The sequence below is a fragment of the Streptomyces sp. NPDC000151 genome (assembly GCF_040301705.1).
GTDB lineage: Bacteria > Actinomycetota > Actinomycetes > Streptomycetales > Streptomycetaceae > Streptomyces.
Genome location: NZ_JBEPFC010000159.1, coordinates 1 through 16531, shown reverse-complemented (window position 1 = coordinate 16531; position 16531 = coordinate 1). Strand labels below are relative to the sequence as shown.

Below are 16531 nucleotides of genomic sequence, written 5' to 3'. Positions count from 1 at the left end.
GGCCCCGCCGGACCGGGCCCCCGTTGCCTCCCGCGCCGCCTCTGCCGGGCCGGCGAGCAGCGCGGCCTGGGCCTGCACGGTGCTGTGCTGGAAGAGGTCGGCCGCGTCCAGTTCCCGGCCGGTCAGCCCGGACAGCTGGTCCAGGAGGACGATCAGCAGCAGCGAATCCCCGCCCGCGTCGAAGAAGTTGACGTCGTGCGCGACGGTGGGCACGTCCAGGACGTCCCGCCAGGCGGCGCCGATCGCCTCGGTGAGCGCGGCGGGGTCGGCGGGCGCGGTGACGACGGCGGGCGCTGTGACGTTGACGGTGTCGGGCTGTGCGTCGGTGAGCACGGGGGCCTCCAGGTCGGTGGTGAGGTCGGCCGCGGCGGCGGCGAGATCGCCGAGCAGGGCGTCGGCGGTGGTGGCGTCGAACAGGGCGGTGGCATAGGTGAGATGGAGCCGGAGGTCGTCGGCGCCGCCGGTGGCGGTCAGCTCCAGCTCGTACTTGAGCTTGAGTGCCGGGGGTGTGCGGTAGCGGGTCGCGATGCCGGGGCCGAGGGCCGGCGGAGTGGCGGGCTCGTCGGTGGCGGAGAGGTAGACCGGGGTCACCGGCGGGCGGCCGAGGTCGCGCTCGGGGTGCAGCGCGGCGGCGAGCGCGTCGAAGGGCGCGTCGGCGTGCCGGTAGGCGGTCAGCGCGGAGCCCTTGACCCGGGTCAGGAGAGTGCGCCAGCTCGGGCGTCCGGTGAGGTCGGCCCGGAGCAGGAGGGTGTTCACGAACATGCCGACGGTGCCGGCGGCCCCGGCGCTGTCCCGCCCGGCCCAGGGGAACGCGAACAGGAAGTCCCGCTGTGCGCCGCGCCGGGCCAGCACGGCGGCCAGCAGCGCCGCCGCGGTCATGAACGTCGTACAGCCGAGTTCGGCGGCGATGTCCCGCAGCCGGGCGCTCTCCCCGGCCGGCAGCCGGAGCTCCCGGGTGGTGGCGGCCTCGATGCTCTGGGTCCGCTGCCGCGGCCGGTCGTACGGCAGCGCGATGTCGGTCGGCGCGCCCCGCAGCGCCGCCAGCAGCGCGTCGAGCGCGCCGTCGGGCACGGCCGGCGCCGGCAGGCTCGCGGGGTGCGTGGCGGGCGGCAGCTCGAGCGACCTCCCGGCAGCCAACTCCCGGTAGTTGTCGGCCACTTCCTCCATGACCAGAGCGAGCGACCAGCCGTCGGAGACGATGTGGTGGACGGCGTAGAGCAGGACCGTGCGGTCCCCGGCGAGCGCGATCACCTCACCGCGCGCCGGCGCCTGCCGCGCCAGGTCCACCGGCGCCCAGCACTCCCGCGCCAGATGCGCTTCCAGCTCCTCGCGGGTCCAGGCCTCCGCGTCGACGAGAGCGACCTCCGGCGGGCTGCCGTCGGTGCGGTACTGGACCCGGCGCGCCTTGGTGTCCAGGGTGAAACGGGAGCGCAGGGCGGGGTGGCGGGCGAGCACCGCGGCGAACGCGTCCCGCAGCGACGCGCGGTCCACCGGTCCGTCGATCTCGACGATGCCGGGCGCGAGATAGGCCGCGCGCACGGCGGGCAGCCGGTCCATGAGCCACAGGCGCTGCTGTACGGGGGTGGCGGGGTGCGGGCCGCCGTCGGGCCGGGTACCTCCGGCCGTCCGCACGACATCGCCGGTACCGGCCTCCGCCAGCGCGCCGGCCAGGCCCGCGACCGTGGGGTCCGCGAGGAACGCCCGCAGCGGTACGGCGATGCCCCACTCGCGTTCGGCCGCGGCCAACATGCGCACGGCGAGCAGCGAGTGACCGCCGAGGGTGAAGAAGTCGCTGTCGGGCGCGAGGCCGCCGCGATCACCTCGGCCGGGGCCCGCCTCGGCCAGGGTCGCGGCCATCAGGCGGGCGGCCTTGCGCTGGTCGTCCGTGAGCCGTACCGGCCGCTGCTCGCCGCGGGGCAGCGGCCGGTCGCGCAGTCCCGCCAGCGCGCCGAAGTCGACCTTGTCGTTGGCCGTGCGCGGCAGCGCGGCCACCGCGTACACCTCGGCGGGGAGCACGGCGGCGGGCAGCCAGTTCAGCAGCGGGCGGACGACGTCCTCGTGCGTCGGTGCCACACCCGGGGCGAGTTCCACGTACGCGACGAGCCGCTTCGGGACACCGGGCGCGTGCACGGCAGCTGCGGCGACGGCCGGGTTCTCCTCGATCAGTGCGCGGACCTCGTCGGGCTCGATCCGGTTGCCGAGGATCTTCACCTGGTCGTCGATCCGGCCGAGGTACTCCAACTCCCCGTCGGAGCGCACCAGTACCCGGTCACCCGTGCGGTACATCAGCGCACCCGGCGCGTCCGCGTACGGGTCGGGCAGGAACGCGGCGGCGGTGCGGCCGGGCATCCCGAGATAGCCCAGCGCCACGCCGGTACCGGCGACGTACAGCTCACCCGGCACCGAGGCGGGCAGCTCCTCGCCGTGCGGGCCGAGCACGTAGGCGCGGGTGTTGGGCAGCGGCCGGCCGATGGCCGGTGCGCGGACGTCGCCGGGGTCGACGACGTGGCAGGTGCTGTTGCAGGACGCCTCGGCCGGGCCGTACACATTGCGGACCTCGGCGCCCCAGCGGCGGGCGCAGTCAGCGGCGAGCGAGCGGGGCAGCGCCTCGCCGCCGGAGTAGACGACGCGCAGCGCGCACCCGCCCGGTCCGCCGTCCGCCCCGGCCGTCAGCATGGCGTGCAGGAGGCTGGGGGTGACCGAGCCCGCGACGGTCGCGCCGTCCGGACCGTGGACGAGCCGCAGCAGCGCGGCCGGGTCGCGGCGTTCGACGTCGTCGGCGAGGATCAGCCGGGCCCCGGCCAGCAGGCCCTCGACAACGTTGAAGGCGGCCGGGTCGAAGGCGGTGCCGGCGGTCACCAGCAGCCGGTCGGCGGTGCCGAGGCCGCAGTCGGCCGCCCACCACAGGGCGGTGTTGAGCAGGCCGCGGTGCGGGACGAGCACGCCCTTGGGGCGGCCCGTCGTACCGGAGGTGAAGATGACCACGGCCGGGTCCTCGGGGCCCGGGCGCGGTGCGGTGAGCGGCCCGGCCGCCTCCCCCGGCTCCCGGAGCTCCGCGAGGTCGACCGGCTTGGCGTCGGTGTCCAGACCGCGGAGCAGGTCGGCCCCGGCGTCGTCGACGAGGACCGTGGTGGCCCCGGTCTCGCGCAGTACGAAGGCGATGCGGGCTGCCGGGGTGTCCATCGCGAGGGGGACGAAGGCGGCGCCCGCGCGCAGCGCGCCCAGCCAGCCGGCGACCAGCGCCCCGCCGCGTGCGGTCAGTACCGGTACGAGCGTGCCGGGTCCCGCGCCGTGCGCCGTCAGGTGCCGGGCCACGGCCCGCGACCAGTCGTCCAGCGCGCGCCAGGAGAGCTCCTCCCCGGCACAGGTCACCGCGGTGCCGTCGCCGTTCATGGCGGCGAACCGCAGGTCGAGCAGGTCGGTCACGGTGGTCATGCGTCTCCTCCTCCGTGCGGCGCCGCGGCGCCGGGTGCCGTGCCGGCGAGCCGTTCCCGGTACTCCGCCGCCAGGTCGCGCCGGGGACCGGCGAGGACGGTGCGCGGCGGGCGGCCCGCCGACGGTTCGGTCAGGGGCAGGGCCAACAGTGCGGTGCCCGGTGCGGCGACCGCCGCGGCGAGCAGAGCGGTGAAGTGCGCGGCGAGCTGCCGCGCGGTGTCGGCGGAGTACCGGTCGGTGTCGTACTCGACCGTGCCGCGCAGCCCTTCGGGCGCGTACTCCAGGGTGAGCGTCACGTCGAGCTTGGTGGTGCCGGTCGGGAGCAGCCGCGGCGGGCCCCAGCGCGGCCGGTCGCCGAGCCGGGGCGCGGGCGCGTTCTGCAGGACGAAGCCGACGGTGGCCAGCGGTCCCGGCGCGCGGGTCCGGTCGGCGCCCGCGCCGGCCGTGAGCTGCTCGAACGGTAGGCGCTGGTGGGACAGCGCCCGGAACGCCTCGCCGCGCACCTCCGTACACAGCCGCTCGAAGGTCCACTCGGCCTGAGGCGCGCAGTGCAGCGGGACGGTGTTGACGAAGAAGCCGACGAGTTCTTCGACAGCGGGGTGCGGGCGGTTGGCGGCGACGGTGGCGAGCAGGAACTCGTCCCGACCGGTCCAGCGCTGCACCACCACCTGGAACGCCGCGAGGAGCACCACGAAAGGGGTGGCCCGGACGTCGGATGCCAACTTCTCCGCATCTGCCGCCAGTTCGGCGGCCACATGGAACGTGTGCTGGGCACCGCGACGGTCGCCCTCGGGGAGGGACGGGCGCGGTGGGCAGCTGCCGAGGGCGAGATCTCCGGACACGGTACGCAACTGCGCGAGCCGCGCCGCCACCCGCTCGGCCAGCGCGGGGTGTGCGGCCACCTCGCGGTCCCACTCGGCGAAGTCAGCGTACTGCACGGGGAGTTGAGGGAGCCGCGGGGCGAGCCCGGTGATCGCCTGCTCGTACGCGGCGGCCAGGTCCTCGTACAGCGCGCCCAGCGACCAGCCGTCCACCGCGATGTGGTGGACGACCAGCAGCATCGCGTCACCCTCCGGGCCGCCCCGCCACACGGTGCAGCGCAGCGGCTGCCCGGCCGACAGGTCGAAGGGGGCGCGGGCGCGGTCGGCGAGTTCGTCCTCCCCGGGCGGGCCCGCGAGCACCTCCACGGGGACGGGCGCCGGGTCGCCGATGTACTGGACCGGGCGGCCTTCGCGCAGTCCGTAGGTGGTGCGCAGGATCTCGTGGCGTGCGACGAGCGCGGTCAGGGCGCGGGCGAGCGCGGCGGTGTCGACGGGCTCGTGCCACCGGGTGAGCAGGGGGACGTTGTAGGCGGCGGAGCCGGGTGCCGCCGCGTCGATGAACCACAGCCGCTCCTGCGCGCAGGAGAGCGGCGCGGACGTGGCCGCCCGGCGGGTCAGGGGCGGCGAGGGCAGCTGCGCCATCAGACCGCCTCCGCCGACTCGCGTACCCGTCCGGCCAGTTCGCCGATGCCGGCGGCCAGCAGGATGTCGTACGGCTCGATGTCGGCCGCGAGCACCTCGCGGATGCGCGCCGCGGCCTGGGTGGCGAGCAGCGAGTTGCCGCCGAGGGAGAGGAAGTCCTGGTCGGGTGCGGCCGCGGGCGTGCCGAGCACCTCGGCCCAGATGCGGGCGAGCGCGTCGGCGACGGGGTCGCCGAGGGGCGGTACGGACGGCCCGGCGGGCTGCTGCTGCCGGTGCACCGCCTCCGCCGCGCTCTCCGCGGCGGCCTCGATCGCCGCTTCGATGCGTCCGCGGTCGGCCTTGCCGGTGGAGTGCAGCGGCAGGCTCTCCAGCGGCGTCCAGCTGCCGGGCAGCATGTACGCGGGGAGGGCGCGGGCGAGCGCGGCAGCCAGTTCCCCGGTACCGCCTCGGGCAGCAGCGGTCGGCAGGAACGCGCCCGCCAGCCGCGCCGCCGGCCCCTCCCCCACCTTCGTCACGAACGCGGCTTCGGCGAGGCCCGTGGCGACCGCCGCACGCTCGATCTCCTCCAGCTCGATCCGGTAGCCGCGCAGCTTCACCTGCCGGTCGGCGCGGCCCACCAGCTCCAGTTCGCCATCGGGCAGCTCACGTACCAGGTCGCCCGTGCGGTACATCGGCGTGCCGGTGCCCGGTTCGGGGACGAAGGAGCGGGCGGTGCGCTCGGGCTGTCCGAGGTAGCCCTTGGCGACACCCGGGCCGCCGATGCACAGTTCGCCCGGCTGTCCGGGCGCGACCGGGCGCAGCTTCTCGTCGAGGAGGTGCAGCGTGGTCTGCTGGATGGCGCGGCCGATGGGGATGCGGTCGCGGCCCGCGAGCGAGGCGTCGGTGCAGTCGAAGGACGTGGCGAAGACGGTGGCCTCGGTCGGGCCGTAACCGTTGACGAGGCGGCCGGGCGGGCCCGCGGCGAGGACCGCGCGGACGGCCGCCAGGTCGAGTTGTTCCCCGCCGACGACTAGGTTCCGCAGCGTGTGCAGCGCGCCGGGCCGGGTGCGGGCGACCAGATGGAAGAGCGAGGTGGTCAGGAAGAGGGTCGTGATGTCCTCGTTCTGGAGGAGCGCGGCCCAGCGGTCCATGGCGAGGTCGACGACGGTGGGCAGGACGACGAGCGTGGCGCCCGCGGTGAGCGCGCCCCAGACCTCGAAAGTGGTGGCGTCGAAGGCGGGGTTGGCGGCCTGCCCGACCCGGTCGCCGGGGGCGATGGTGCAGAAGGTCGCGTCGGTGACGAGGCGGCGGACGGCCCGGTGCGGTACGACGACACCCTTGGGCGTGCCCGTGGAGCCCGAGGTGTAGCCGACGTAGAGGGGGCTGTCGCCGTCCACGGGCACGTCGGGTGCGTCGGGTACGTCGAACTGCTGGTCCGGTGCCGGGCGGTCCACGGCCACCTGCCGTACCGCGGCGAGCCCGGCCGTGCGCCCGGCCCGCCCGCCGTCCTCCGGGTCGACGAGCACTGTGCGGACCCCCGCGTCCGCCAGGACCGTGGCCACCCGGTCGGTGGGGGCCTGGGCGTCGAGCGGCAGGTAGGCGGCGCCGGCCCGGGCGATGCCGAGGAGGGCGACGATCAGTGCGGTGCCGCGTTCCAGGTCGACAGCGACCGGCTCGCCGGGCGCGACGCCGTGCGTGGCGAGCGTGTGCGCCAGCCGGCCCGCACGCTCCCACAGCTGACGGTAGGTCAGGGACGCGCCGTTGCGCGCGTCGCGTACGGCACAGGCGTCGGGGCGTTCCCCGACGCGTTCGGCGACGATGTGGTGCACCCCACGTGTGCCGGCCCGCGGGACGGCGGTGTGCGCGTACATACCCATGGCTCAATTCCTTTGGTCGACGTCCGTGGAGCACCGGCCGCGGCTGCGCGCGGCACGGCACGGCACGCCGGACCGCGGCGTGCGGTACGGCGGGCCGGTGAACGGCATGGAGTACGAAAGAAGACGTAGACGCCCCAGAGGACGGCAGCGGGCGCCCCATCGCGCCCCCGCGGCCCTCTCACCGTGCGATCGCCGGTGGCTTCCGATCACTAGTTGCGCGGGGAGGGCGAACGGTTTACGACGATCCCGAAACGCACCGACGTGAGCTGCGCCACTTTGCCGGGTACGGCAAACGGGCCGGCCTCCCGAGGAGGCCGGCCCGTCGCTCAGTGCGTGGCAGGGCGGTTCAGACGAGGTGGCGGCCGCCGTCCACCCTCAGCACCTCGCCGGTGGTGTAGGCGGCGGTGGCCAGGGCGTGGACCGCCTCGGCGACGTCTTCCGGTGTGCCGACCCTGCGCTGCGGTGTGTTGGCGGTGATCCAGTCCCGCGAGCCCTCCCACACCTGCGGCGCCTCGTCGTACCAGGGCGTCTCGACGAGGCCGGGGGCCACGGCGTTGACCCGGACCTCGGGGCCGAGGGTCGCGCCGAGCAGGCGGGTCATGTGGTCGACGGCGGCCTTGCTGACGGCGTACGGGACGGAGCTGCCCATGGCGCGGCTGCCGGAGACGGACGAGATATTGACGATCGATCCGGCGCCGGTGGCCTTCAGGTGCGGCACGGCGGCGGTGATCATCTGCCAGGTGCCGATGACGTTGACGTCGAGGATGTCGCGCCAGACCTTGGCGTCGGCCGTGGCCAGGTCGTCGAGCGGGATGAAGCGGGTGCGCCCGGCGTTGTTGACGAGCACGTCGAGCCGGCCGTACCTCGCGATCGCGGTGTCGACGAGCCGCTGGACGTCCGCCGGGTCGGCGATGTCGCCCTGGACGTAGACGGCTTCGGGCAGCTCGGCGGCCAGCTCCTCGCCGGCCCGCACGGACGAGGCCGAGTTGACGACGATGCGCATCCCCGCGTCCGCCAGGCGGCGGGCGACGGCGGCTCCGATACCCGAGGACGAGCCGGTGATGAGGGCGACGCGTTCTTCACTCACACATACCTCCGCATAACGCGATTCGGACGGAACTCGCCTCTTCGGCAGGGGGTTTCGGCTCCCGGCCGGCGCATCGGAAATGTCTTGACGCTCTCGGAGGCGGACCTTAGAGTACCAAGAAATGGAATCAGGCTTTCACATTGTGGAATATCGGTCGTGGATGCCTGTCACGTGAGGGTGGGGGTCTCTCACGGTTCTCCGCGTGCCGTCCGCCGACCACGGACGGCCGCCGGAGGGACCCCGTCCGCACACCGAGGGGGTCGCCATCAACGCCGCACTGTTCGCTCCGTTCGCACTCGTCGTCTGCGCGGCGGTGCTCACCGGGGCCGTAGCGCGGTCATCCGGACCGCCCGCGCCGCTGCCGCACCCCGCGGAGTGGGCGCTCGGCGGGCGGCGCCTCACCTCGCTGCCCACGAACCTGCTGCTCGGCGGCACGGTCATCACCGCCTACACGTATGTGGCGATCCCCGGGCTCATGTTCGGCGCCGGCGGCCTCGCGCTGTACGCGCTCACCTACCTGCTCCTGCTCACCCCGCTGCTCATGCTGGTGCTGCCCCGGCTGCACCGGGTCGCGGCCCGGCACGGCCTGGTCACCGCCGCCGACTACGTCCGCGCCCGGCACGGCTCGCACACGCTCGCCCTGGCCGTCGCGCTGACCAGCATCCTCGCGACGATGCCGTACCTCGCCCTGCAGGTCATCGGCGTGACCACGCTGCTGGACGCGATGGGCCTGCCCGTCGGCGGCACGGCCTGCGCCCTCGCCCTCGTCGTGATCCTGCTGTGCTCCGCCGCGCTGATCCACCCGGGCGGACTGCGGGCCTGTGCCCGGATCGCGCCGGTGAAGGCCGCGCTGTGCGCGGGGGTCCTGATCCTCGTCGCGATCCTGGCCGTGGCGGAGTTCGGCGGCCCCGGCGCGGTGTTCGCGGCCGCCGACCGCCGCCTCGCCGCCCAGGGCCTGTCCCTGGTCGTACCGCCGGAGTCCGTCACCGCGTACGCCACCCTCGCGCTCGGCTCCGCGCTCGCCCAGCCGATGTACCCGCAGATCGTGACGGCCGCGCTGGCGAGCCGGGGCCGCCGCCCGCTGCGCGCCGCGATCGCGGCGCTGCCGCTGTGGGCGCTCTCCCTGGCCCTCTCCGCGTTCCTCGGCGTCGCCGCGCTGGCCGCGGGCATACAGTCCCACCCGGGCCACGCCGAACTGGCCGTACCGCTGCTCATCCGCACGCTGGTACCCGAGCAGCTGGCCGGCGTCCTCTACGGCGCGCTCGCGGTCGGCGCGCTGCTGCCCGCCGCCATGATGGCCATCGGCATGGCGGCCCTGCTCGTACGCAACGTCTACAGCGAGTACCTCAACCCCACGGCCACGCCCAAGCACGAGGTACGGGTCGCCCGGACGGCCTCGCTCGGCATCACGGCGGGCGCGCTGCTGTTCGCGCTGGTCCTGCGGCCGCAGGACGCCGTCAACCTGCATCTGCTGGGCGGCGTCTGGGTGCTGCAGACACTGCCCGCCGTCGCCCTGTCCCTGTTCACCCGCTGGTTCCACCACCGCGCCCTGCTCGTGGGCTGGGCGGCCGGCATGGCCTCCGGCACCGCCCTCATCTGCCTGCACGGCTTCTCGTCCGTCGTGGACCTCGGCATCGGCCCGCTGCACACCCCGATCTACGTCGCGCTCCCCGCCCTCGTACTGAACCTGGCAGCCGCCGCCGTCCTCACGCCCGTGCTGGACCGCCTCGGCGCGCCCCGCTGGAAGGACGCCACCGCCTGCGGCACGCCCCATGAACGCCGCGGGTCCAAATACACCGTCATCGTCGACTGACCAGACCGTCCAAGGACGCCTCGCCATGCAGCCATCGCCGCTCTCACCGACCTCACCGCCCTGCCCACCCCGCGGCACCCTGATGGGCCCGCCCCCGCCGGGCGGACCCGGACCCGGGTGCGCGCCGCCGGACCGCGCCGCCCCCCTGACGCTCGACCTGCGGGACGCCGACCGGCAGGCGGCCATCGCCCACCTCTTCGACACCCACTACACCCAACTGCTGCGGCTGGCCGTGCTGCTGGGCGCGGACGGGGACGCCGAGGACGTGGTCTCCGAAGCCTTCTACCAACTGCACCGCCGCTGGCCCAGGTTGAAGACTCCGGACGCGGCGGCCGGCTATCTGCGGTCCATCGTCTGCAACCTGACGCGTATGCGCATCCGCCACCTGCGCGTCGCCCGCCGGCACGCCTACCGCGAGGTCGACGAACACGTACTCTCCGCCGAGCACCAGGTGCTGCTGCAGGACGACCACCGCGCGCTGCTCGCGGCCCTGCAGTCGCTGTCCGCCCGCCAGCGCCAGGCCCTCGTCCTGAAATACTGGCTGGACCTGAAGGAGTCGGAGATCAGCGAGACGATGGGGATCTCCACCGGAGCCGTGAAGTCGCACACGGCCCGCGCCATGACGAAGCTGAAGTACACGCTGAGGAGAGCCGCCCGGTGACGGACGAGGTGGAGACGGAAGCGGTGCGGAAGGAAGCGGTGCCGGACGGGTCCGAGGAATGGCTGCGCCGGGCCCTGGACGACGTCGCTTCCTCCGTGTCCGCGCCGCCGCAGGCGTACCGCAAGGGCCAGGCGGACTGGCGGCGCCGCGCGTACCGCCGCAAGGCGCTGCTCGGCGTCCTGGTGCTGACGGTGGTGGCCGTGGTCTGCGCCATCGGACTGCTGGTGCTCAGCTGCGGTTCGGCGAGCACGCACGTCATCTACGACGACGCCGGGACGGGAACGGTGGTGGTCCCGTTCCCGCCGGCGTCCTCCTGACCCCGCAGCACCCTCAGCGCTGGAGTACCGCCTCCAGGGCCTTGCGCAGCTCGGCGGCGGCCGCTTCGGCCGTGTCCGGTGCCGTGCCGCGGCGCCAGGCGACGTAGCCGTCGGGGCGGACCAGCAGGCAGCCCGCCTCGTCGGTCTCGCGACGGCGCCGCCAGTCGCCGTACGCGTCCCGGGCGGCGTCCGAACCGATGCGTACGGTGGCCAGCGGGACCCCGAGAGCCGCGGCGCAGGCGTCGGCCGCTGCCTCCCACGCCACCCCTGACAAGCCGGTGACCAGGGTGCACTTGCCCTTGCCGACGAGGTCGAGGGTGGAGAAGCGGCGACCGTGCGCGTCCGTCAGCCAGGCGTGCGGGAGCTTGGCGCCGGGGCGGGTGCTCGGCTGGTGGTACAGCTCCCGGTCGCGCGGCCACTCCTCGGCCGGACCGCCGTCGTCGAGCACGGCGGCGGAGGCGTACCGCTGGTTCAGCTCCACGCCGTGCGCGTTGAACTCGTAGTTCTTCAGCTCGATCGCCGCGTCCAGCTCGCGCCGCCGCCGCGCGCCCTCCGCGTCCGGCGCCCGGCAGGCGGCCAGCGCGCTCGCGACGCCCTCCTCGTCGAGGCCGCCGCCGATGCCCAGCGCCTGGAAGATCGGGCCGAACTGGTCGCGGCTGAGGTTGGCGCGGTCGACGATCCCCCGGCCGACCGGCGCGCGTTCGGCGGTGTATGTGTCGAGCAGCCCCCCGCCCGCCTCGCCACGTACCACCATCGCCAGCTTCCAGGCGAGGTTGTGGGCGTCCTGGACCGAGGTGTTGGAGCCGAGGCCGTTGGACGGCGGGTGGCGGTGCACGGCGTCCCCGGCGCAGAACACCCGGCCGGTGGAGTAGCGGGTGGCGTAGGTGTGGTTGACGGTCCACAGGGAGGTCGAGGTGATCTCGACATCGATCGAGTCGTCGCCGACGAGGTCGTGCACGATCCGGCGGGCCTCCGCTTCGTCGATCTCCGGCGGCGCCTCGTCGATGTCGTAACCCCAGGTCAGCAGCCACTCGTTCCAGGGGCGGACCATCCGTACCAGACCCATGCCGATGCCGCCGGTCTCGGCGCCGGGGCGCATCACCCAGTACAGAACGCTGGGACGGTGGGCGACGTGCGCGCTCAGATCGGCCCGGAAGACGATGTTCATGCTGCCGGCCTTGCCCTCCTGCCCGGCGATCGGCAGCCCCGCCTGCTCGGCGACGCGGCTGCGGGCGCCGTCCGCGCCGATCAGGTAGCGGGCGCGGAGGGTGAAGTCATCGCCGCGCAACCGGTCGCGAAGGTGGGCGGTGACACCGTCCTCGTCCTGCTCCAGCCGGAGGAACTCGGTGTCGAAGCGGACCTTGGCGCCGCGCGCGGCCGCGTTGCTGACCAGGATCGGTTCGAGGTAGGTCTGCGGCAGGTCGGTCATCGGGCAGGGGCTGGCGGCGGTGTACTCGGTGAGCCGGTCGTCGCCCGTACCCCAGGTGCGGATGCGGCCGATCTCCTCACCTGCGAGGGCGGTGCACAGCACGGTGTCGCCCATCAGCTCCTGCGGGGTGCCCGCGGCCAGCGCCTGGTCCTCGATGCCGAGGTCGCGCAGGACTTCGAGGGTGCGCTGGTTGGTGATGTGTGCGCGGGGGGTGTTCGCGGTCCAGCCGTACTTGCTGACCAGCGTGGTGCGTATGCCGTACGTGGCGAGCAGCAGCGCGGCGCTGCCGCCGGCGGGCCCGCTGCCGACGACGAGGACGTCGGTGTCGTACGTATCGGGGGTGGGGTGGTTCATTACGTGGTCTCCGGGGCGAGGCGGAAGGTGTACTCGAGGGAGCGCCACGGGCCGTCGGCCGGGCGGCCGTCGGGGGTCGGCCCATGGTGCTCGGGAAAGTCGATGACCAGCGCGTCCTTCACGCCGAAGACGGTGTCGGCGTCGATGTAGGCGCCGCTCGCGACGAAGAGCTGGGTGACGAGCGTGCGCCGCCCCGGCGCGCTGATCATGAAGTGGACGTGCGGGGCGCGGTAGGGATGCCGGCCGACCGCGGCGAGCATCTGCCCGACCGGCCCGTCGTCGGGGATCGGGTACTCCGAGGGCAGGATGGAGCGGAAGCGGATGCGTCCTTCGCCGTCGGCGCGGAAGCGGGCGCGCAGCTGGGGCCCGTCGAGATCGGGCAGCTGGACGTCGTAGTAACCGTCCTCATTGGCCTGCCAGACGTCGGCCACCGCGCCGGCCAGCGGCTGCCCGTCCAGGTCGGTGATCCGCACGGACGCGTACATCGGGGTGCCGGGCAGGCCCTCGGCGAGGTCGGCGCCGTCGGGCAGCGGCGGCGGGCCCTCGACGTAGAAAGGTCCGAGGACGGCGGACGGCGTGCTCTGTGCCGTACGGGAGTTGGTGAGCAGGTCGACCGCGCTGGACACGCCGAGGGTGTCGGAGAGCAGGATGAACTCCTGGCGGTTCGCGTCGCACTGCTGCCCGGTGCGGGTCAGGAAGTCGATCGCGTACCGCCATTCGGCGTCGGTGAGGTCGTTGTCGGCGACGAAGCCGTGCAGGCGGCGGGTGAGGTCGGTCAGCAACTGCCGTACGCGGGCGTCGGGCGCCCCCGCGAATCCGTCGGTGACCTGAGCGAGGAGGGTGTGCAGCGAATCGGCGAGGGGGTCGGCGGGGGCCGGGCGGCGGCCCACGAGGGCATCGGCGAGCAGCGCCACGATGCCGTCCTCGGTGATCTCGCGGGGGTTGGGGTAGGGCGTAGCAGTGGCCAGCCCGGCCATGCGCGCCAACTCCCCCTCTGTGACACCGAGTTCGGCCAGGGTCGTCGGTGCGCCGAGGCGCCGGATCAGGTCGTGGACGGCGGTGGGCGCGTCGGCGGCGCCCAGGGCGCGGGCGATGCGGCGCATGGCGTCGGGCGCGGCGGGCGCGTTGTAGGCCATGACGTACGGGAGCACAACGGTGTGCGTGGGGGCGTGCGGCAGGCCGAAGGAGCCGCCGAGGGTGTGGCACAGCTTGTGGTGCAGGCCCATGCCGACGCTGCCGAGGCAGGTACCGGCCAGCCAGGCCGCCTCCAACGCGTCGGCACGTGCTTGCCGGTCGGCGGGATCGGCGACGATCCGAGGCAAGGCGTCGGCCAGCAACTCGATTGCCCGCAGCGCCAGTTGATCCGTCACCGGGTCGGTCTCCGGCGCGTACAACGCCTCGACCGCGTGCGCCATCGCGTTGATGCCGCTGGTGACGGAGACCGGCACCGGCAGGCCGAGGGTCAGGTCGACGTCGTACAGCACTGTGCCGGGCCGGATCTCCGGCGCCGAGCGGGTGGTCTTCACGCCGTTCTCGGTCTCCCCCAGCACCGGCGTGGCCTCGGACCCGGCGTACGTGGTGACCACGACGACCTGCGGCAGCCCGGTCCGTACGGACACCGCCTTGGCCAGCCCGGTCGTCGAGCCGCCGCCGACGGCGACCAGGCAGTCCGCGGCCAGCTCGCGGGCGACGGCCACGGCCTGCTCGGTGACGTCGACGGGGGTGTGCATCGCCGCGCCGGTGAACTCCCCGGCCGCCGCGGTGCCAAGGATCTCCCGGGCCCGGCGGGCCAGGTCCGCCCGGCCCGGCGTGGTGAGGACCAGGGCCCGGCCGGCTCCCAGCCGCTCCAGCTCCTCGGGCAGGCGACCGATCGTCCCGGCGCCGAACACCACCCGGGCGGGGTGGCCTGCGTAGGTGAATGCGCGCATGCGACTCGCTCCGACTCTCACAGCTCGTGATCGGCAGATGGATGTCGAGTATCGGCCCGGCGGTGGCGCCCGCGCCTGCACGATCCCGCCGTGCCGCCTGCACGAAAAGCGCGTCCACGCAGCTGGAGGGTGGTTGATACGGATACGTGGTCAGTCGGCGCGGCGCAGGGCGCCCGGCGTGGTACCCAGTCGGTCGCGCAGCACACGGGTGAGGTGCTCCTGGTGCGAGAAGCCGCAGCGGGCCGCGACCTCGCTGATCGGCAATGCGGTCGTCCGCAGCAGCCGGGACGCCCGCTCCACGCGGAGCCGCATGAGGTACCGGTGTGGCGGAAGCCCGGTGCGCGCCTTGAAGCTGCGCGCGAACTGACTGACGCTCAGGTTGGCGACCTCGGCGAGGTCGGCGAGCGGCAGCGGGTCCGCCAGCCGGGCGTCCAGCAGCTCGCGCACGGCGGCGAACTGGCGCTCGGTCAGGCCGCCGCGGGCGCGGGCCGCGGGCGGGGCCGGGCGGCGGGTGCTGTGGTGCCGGGCCAGCTGCCCCGCGATCATCATGCCGAGCTGGTCGGCATACGTGCGGGCGCCCGGCTCCCGGTCCCGCACAACGCCCTCCAGCGCGCGGACGAGCTGTTCCAGCAGCTGATCGGTGACCCCGAACTCCTCGGCGAGCCGCACCGGGCGGCCGCCCCCGGCCGCCTCCTGCAGCGCCTCGTCCGCCAGGTAGATGTGCACGGTGTCCAGCCGGCCGCCCAGCTCGACGTCCAGTTCGGTGTCGGCCGGGTGCAGGAAGAGCCCACCGGGCAGGATCCGCCGGGCCGCGGTGAGGCCGCGCCGCCCGCGGCTGACCGTCACCGGCCCGTTCAGGTGCAGGATCAGCAGATGGCTGCGCGCCCCGTCGAAGGCGTCCCGGTAAGGCAGTTCCCGCTGACTGGAGAGGTAGAGGTGCTCCCAGCCCAGCCCCGCGCTGGTCCGATCCTGGCGAACCCCCGGCCGGTCCAGGATCCCGTGAGTGTCCTGCAGCCCGAGCTCACCCATCGGCTCCCGCCCTCCCGCCTGTGTGCCGGCGCCGTACCGTTTCCCCCCTTCCTCTCCCCCATTGGGGGGTGCCGAGGTCCCCTTCTCAACACAGTACCGGGGGGTACTGACAACGTCGGTGCCCCACCGAACCAACCTCGGCTCCCCCACCGTCCCGTGGACGCGCGTACCCTGCCTCTACAAAGCTGTAGAAGGCGGCGTTCGTGGCCGGGACCGATCCCGGTTGCCGCGTCCCCGGGTGGGAGGAACGCATGGCGGCACCGCGAGGGTCCGCGCGGCGGGGGCGGTTATGGGGGCCACCGGCGCCGCGCGGCGGGCCCGTGCCGGACGCTGCCGCTATCGCCTTCCGGCCGGTCGGGGCCGTGGTGCCGGGCGGGCGGCAGGCGGTCGTGATGTGTGATGCGGCGGGGCGGGTCGTGGGGCGGTTGGAGTACCAGCTGTGCCACGCGTGCCGGCGTGGATACATCCGTAACATCGCCGTGGCCGAGCGCTGGCGGGGTCGGGGGCTGGCTCGTGAGGCGCTGCACCGGGCGCTCGCGCCGGGTTTGGACTACCGCTGGTGGACCTCGCGGCAGACGGCCGACGGGCGCCGGTTCTTCGCGGCCATGGCCGAGGAGACCGCCGTCGCCTTCCCGGCGCCGTTCCTCAGGCGCGGCGCCCGCTGTCCGCACATGACGTCCCGTCGAGCACGCGCCACACCCGGTCGCGCGTGAGCGGGAGTTCCGTGCAGCGCACTCCGGTCGCGTCCCGTACCGCGTTGGCCAGGGCCGGTGCGACCGGGTTGAACGGGCCCTCGCTCATCGACTTGGCGCCGAGCGGCCCGATCGTGTCGGCCACCGCCGCGAAGTGCACTTCCGTACGGGGTACGTCGGCGAAGGCGGGCACCCGGTAGCGGCGGAAGGTGTCGGTGGTGACGGCGCCGCGCCCGTCGATGCGTACGTGTTCCAGGAGCGTGGCGCCCAACGCCTGCGCCACGCCGCCTTCGACCTGGCCGCGGCACTGCATCGGGTTCACCACCGTGCCGGCGTCGGCGGCGTGCACGCTGCGCAGGACGCGGATCTCGCCGGTGCCGGGGTCGACGGCGACCCGGAACCACTGGACGTTGAAGGCCACCGAGCGCGGGGTGCCGCCGGCCCGCCCGTCGGCGGCCGGTTCCTGC

Annotated in this window: 12 protein-coding genes; 4 read left to right on the top strand and 8 right to left on the bottom strand. The window is 74.3% G+C overall.

From position 1 onward, the window contains the following. The 4 genes from ABT381_RS30410 to ABT381_RS30395 all read right to left on the bottom strand — a co-directional run. Positions 1-3435 (bottom strand): non-ribosomal peptide synthetase (locus ABT381_RS30410; RefSeq protein ID WP_351599820.1); only part of this gene is annotated, 3435 nt, incomplete at its 3' end. Continuing rightward, positions 3432-4898 carry a condensation domain-containing protein gene (locus ABT381_RS30405; RefSeq protein ID WP_351599818.1) on the bottom strand — a complete coding sequence of 489 codons (1467 nt, stop codon included), beginning with the start codon at positions 4896-4898 and terminating at the stop codon, positions 3432-3434. The genes ABT381_RS30405 and ABT381_RS30410, both read right to left, overlap by 4 nt. Further along, positions 4898-6754: a non-ribosomal peptide synthetase gene (locus tag ABT381_RS30400; protein ID WP_351599816.1), complete on the bottom strand. Its 1857-nt coding sequence runs from the start codon at positions 6752-6754 to the stop codon at positions 4898-4900. The genes ABT381_RS30405 and ABT381_RS30400 overlap by 1 nt, the downstream gene beginning before the upstream one ends. 346 nt (positions 6755-7100) lie before the next feature. Then, entirely contained in the window at positions 7101-7841 is a 741-nt protein-coding gene (locus ABT381_RS30395) for an SDR family NAD(P)-dependent oxidoreductase (RefSeq protein ID WP_351599814.1), read from the bottom strand. 202 nt (positions 7842-8043) lie between these two features. Here ABT381_RS30395 and ABT381_RS30390 point away from each other — a divergent pair, with 202 nt between their 5' ends. From ABT381_RS30390 to ABT381_RS30380, 3 genes are read left to right on the top strand one after another with little or no spacing between them, the layout of a single operon-like run. Further along, complete coding sequence (locus tag ABT381_RS30390) at positions 8044-9654, top strand: sodium:solute symporter family protein (protein ID WP_351599812.1); 1611 nt, start codon at positions 8044-8046, stop codon at positions 9652-9654. 25 nt (positions 9655-9679) lie between these two features. Further along, complete coding sequence (locus tag ABT381_RS30385; protein ID WP_351599811.1) at positions 9680-10315, top strand: RNA polymerase sigma factor; 636 nt, start codon at positions 9680-9682, stop codon at positions 10313-10315. Continuing rightward, positions 10312-10632 (top strand): hypothetical protein, encoded by a 321-nt coding sequence (locus ABT381_RS30380; RefSeq protein WP_351599810.1) that lies wholly within the window; start codon positions 10312-10314, stop codon positions 10630-10632. The genes ABT381_RS30385 and ABT381_RS30380 overlap by 4 nt, the downstream gene beginning before the upstream one ends. 13 nt (positions 10633-10645) lie before the next feature. On the opposite strand, the gene ABT381_RS30375 is transcribed toward ABT381_RS30380, so the two are convergent. From ABT381_RS30375 to ABT381_RS30365, 3 genes are all read right to left on the bottom strand, one after another. After that, complete coding sequence (locus tag ABT381_RS30375; RefSeq protein WP_351599808.1) at positions 10646-12415, bottom strand: FAD-dependent oxidoreductase; 1770 nt, start codon at positions 12413-12415, stop codon at positions 10646-10648. Beyond that, positions 12415-14343, bottom strand: a complete 1929-nt coding sequence (locus ABT381_RS30370; RefSeq protein ID WP_351599806.1) for a maleylacetate reductase and hydroxyquinol 1,2-dioxygenase domain-containing protein — start codon at positions 14341-14343, stop codon at positions 12415-12417. Before ABT381_RS30370 ends, ABT381_RS30375 begins: the two co-directional genes overlap by 1 nt. A 150-nt stretch (positions 14344-14493) precedes the next feature. Next, entirely contained in the window at positions 14494-15372 is an 879-nt protein-coding gene (locus tag ABT381_RS30365) for an AraC family transcriptional regulator (RefSeq protein WP_351599804.1), read from the bottom strand. 251 nt (positions 15373-15623) lie between these two features. Between ABT381_RS30365 and ABT381_RS30360 the strand changes: the two genes are divergently transcribed. After that, positions 15624-16085: a GNAT family N-acetyltransferase gene (locus tag ABT381_RS30360; RefSeq protein ID WP_351599802.1), complete on the top strand. Its 462-nt coding sequence runs from the start codon at positions 15624-15626 to the stop codon at positions 16083-16085. Here the strand turns inward: ABT381_RS30360 and ABT381_RS30355 are convergent. Further along, the coding region (locus ABT381_RS30355) for a molybdopterin cofactor-binding domain-containing protein (RefSeq protein WP_351599800.1) at positions 16018-16531 on the bottom strand (514 nt) is incomplete at its 5' end. The two genes, ABT381_RS30360 and ABT381_RS30355, sit on opposite strands and share 68 nt — an antisense overlap.